The 3325-nt window shown below is 48.9% G+C and carries 2 protein-coding genes and 1 pseudogene; all 3 read left to right on the top strand.

Going from position 1 to position 3325, the window contains the following annotated elements; all coding sequences use genetic code 11:
• Positions 1-267: 267 nt before the first annotated feature.
• Positions 268-1194, top strand: coding sequence for a 5-dehydro-4-deoxyglucarate dehydratase (gene kdgD, locus ACWHAR_RS19540; RefSeq protein ID WP_041335237.1), 927 nt, complete (start codon positions 268-270; stop codon positions 1192-1194).
• 29 nt (positions 1195-1223) lie between these two features.
• Complete coding sequence (gucD, locus tag ACWHAR_RS19535) at positions 1224-2690, top strand: alpha-ketoglutaric semialdehyde dehydrogenase GucD (RefSeq protein WP_242304496.1); 1467 nt, start codon at positions 1224-1226, stop codon at positions 2688-2690.
• A gap of 83 nt (positions 2691-2773) precedes the next feature.
• Positions 2774-3325 (top strand): annotated as a pseudogene (gene gudP, locus ACWHAR_RS19530) (glucarate transporter GudP); the annotation flags it as partial.

Genomic DNA, 3325 nt, shown 5'->3' with positions numbered 1-3325 from the left:
CAAAGCTTTTGCATGAGACGATGAAACAAAGAAGGATATAAACCAAACAGCCGGCTGACCAGGCTGTTTTTTTGCTGCGCAGAATCCCGGCCGGACAGTGATTTACCGCTTTTTTATAAACTATCAGAAAATAAAAATATTGACTTATTGTTTATTTGTCTTACAATTAAACAAAAGGATATATGGGAAGGAGCGGATGTGAAAGAAAAATTAATAATAGCGCTTACAGATAGAGGCTGTATACACAAATAACAGGAGGTTATGTTGATGAGCCGTATCAGAAAAGCACCCGCTGGAATTTTAGGTTTTCCGGTTGCTCCTTTTAACACACAAGGAAAACTGGAGGAAGAAGCTCTTTTTCAAAACATTGAGTTTTTGCTGAATGAGGGCTTGGAAGCGATATTTATCGCTTGCGGGTCTGGTGAATTCCAATCTCTCAGCCAGAAGGAATATGAGCAAATGGTGGAAGTCGCAGTCTCGGCAGCCGGAGGAAAGGTGCCGGTCTACACGGGGGTGGGCGGCAACCTCAGCACAGCGCTTGATTGGGCGCAGCTGTCGGAGAAAAAAGGCGCCGACGGCTACTTGATCCTACCTCCGTATTTGGTGCATGGCGAACAGGAGGGGCTGTACCAGTATGCGAAAATGATTATTGAAAGCACTGACTTGAACGCGATTCTTTATCAGCGCGATAACGCCGTTCTCTCTGTTGAACAGATCAAACGTCTGACCGAATGTGAACAGCTTGTCGGTGTCAAAGACGGGGTAGGAAATATGGATTTGAATATCAACCTCGTCTATACGATCGGCGACCGCTTAGGATGGCTCAACGGAATGCCGATGGCTGAAGTGACGATGCCGGCTTATCTGTCGATCGGGTTCCACTCTTACTCTTCAGCGATTTCAAATTATATCCCGCATATTTCGCGAATGTTCTATGATGCATTGAAAAACGGAAATGACGAGCTTGTGAAGGAACTCTATCGGCATGTGATTCTGCCGATCAACGACATTCGCAAACAACGAAAAGGCTACGCCGTATCCTTGATTAAAGCCGGTATGGAAATCATGGGTTTGAATGTAAGGAATACAGCCAGACCGCCTGTCGGCCCGGTTGAAAAAGATCATTATCAGCAATTGGAAGCAATTTTGAAGCAGGCGGCTGACCGTTTTCCGAAAAAAGCCGCGACGGTTTGACCAGAAAAAACACGAAAGGGGCAATGGGCATGTCTGTGATCACGGAACAAAACACGTATCTCAATTTTATTAACGGAGAGTGGGTTAAGTCTCAATCAGGCGATATGGTCAAGGTCGAAAACCCTGCCGATGTGAATGACATTGTCGGATATGTACAGAATTCAACGGCTGAAGATGTGGAACGTGCCGTCGCCGCCGCCAATGAAGCCAAAACGGCTTGGAGAAAGCTGACGGGTGCCGAGCGCGGCCAATACTTATACAAAACAGCGGATATCATGGAGCAGCGCTTAGAGGAAATCGCCGCCTGTGCAACGCGTGAAATGGGTAAAACATTGCCGGAAGCGAAGGGAGAAACAGCCCGGGGGATTGCCATTCTGCGCTATTACGCCGGAGAGGGCATGCGAAAAACGGGTGACGTCATTCCGTCTACTGACAAAGACGCGCTCATGTTTACCACCCGTGTTCCGCTCGGTGTGATCGGTGTGATTTCTCCGTGGAACTTCCCAGTGGCGATTCCGATTTGGAAAATGGCGCCGGCATTGGTATACGGCAATACCGTTGTCATCAAACCGGCGACAGAAACAGCTGTGACATGCGCGAAGATCATTGCCTGCTTTGAGGAAGCGGGGCTCCCGGCAGGGGTCATCAATTTGGTGACAGGCCCGGGTTCTGTTGTCGGGCAGGGGCTTGCTGAGCATGACGGTGTAAACGCCGTTACGTTTACCGGTTCAAATCAAGTCGGAAAAATCATCGGGCAAGCCGCTTTAGCGAGGGGAGCCAAATATCAGCTTGAGATGGGCGGCAAAAACCCTGTCATCGTAGCTGATGACGCTGACCTTGAAGCTGCGGCAGAAGCTGTCATAACGGGGGCCTTCCGTTCAACCGGCCAGAAATGCACCGCGACAAGCCGTGTCATCGTACAAAGCGGAATTTACGAGCGCTTTAAAGAAAAACTGCTCCAGCGCACAAAAGATATTACAATCGGAGACAGCTTAAAAGAGGATGTCTGGATGGGGCCGATTGCCAGCAAGAATCAGCTTGATAACTGCCTGTCATACATTGAGAAAGGCAAACAGGAGGGCGCTTCCCTTTTAATAGGAGGAGAAAAGCTGGAGAACGGAAAGTATCAAAACGGCTATTATGTTCAGCCTGCCATCTTTGACAATGTGACATCTGAGATGACAATTGCCCAGGAGGAAATTTTCGGTCCGGTGATCGCCTTGATCAAGGTGGACTCGATAGAGGAGGCGCTGAACATCGCCAATGATGTGAAGTTCGGTTTAAGTGCATCCATCTTCACGGAAAACATCCGCCGAATGCTTTCTTTCATTGATGAAATCGATGCCGGGCTGGTTCGGATCAATGCAGAAAGCGCAGGTGTTGAGCTGCAGGCGCCTTTTGGCGGCATGAAGCAGTCGAGCTCCCACTCCCGAGAACAGGGTGAGGCAGCGAAGGACTTTTTCACAGCGATCAAAACTGTTTTTGTGAAGCCGTAATGGTGCTGGAAAGAGGCGTGCGTCTCTTTCCCGGTTTATCACAACCAGCATATGATTCTCTACTTTGAAAAGGAGAAGATACTATGAAAAAAGACTTTGCGAGTGTTACTCCGGCGGGCAAAAAAACGTCCGTGCGCTGGTTCATCGTGTTTATGCTGTTTCTTGTGACCTCTATTAACTACGCGGATCGAGCGACGCTTTCCATCACCGGAGATTCCGTCCAGCACGATTTGGGATTGGACTCGGTCGCCATGGGATATGTCTTTTCTGCCTTTGGCTGGGCCTATGTCATCGGACAGCTTCCGGGCGGCTGGCTGCTGGACCGTTTTGGTTCAAAGACTATCATTGCGTTAAGCATCTTTTTCTGGTCGTTTTTTACGCTGCTGCAAGGGGCGATTGGCTTTTTCTCCGCCGGCACAGCGATTATCCTGCTGTTTGCACTGCGTTTTCTGGTTGGATTATCAGAAGCGCCTTCATTTCCCGGAAACGGCAGAGTTGTTGCTTCATGGTTTCCAAGCTCCGAGCGCGGGACAGCTTCAGCCTTTTTTAATTCAGCACAATACTTCGCAATCGTCATTTTTTCTCCTTTAATGGGCTGGCTTACCCACTCTTTCGGCTGGCATTCCGTCTTCGTT

Source organism: Bacillus sp. LR--39 (assembly GCF_053613335.1).
The sequence above is the reverse complement of the archived record's forward strand: the minus strand, read 5'-3'. Positions and strand labels throughout refer to the sequence as shown.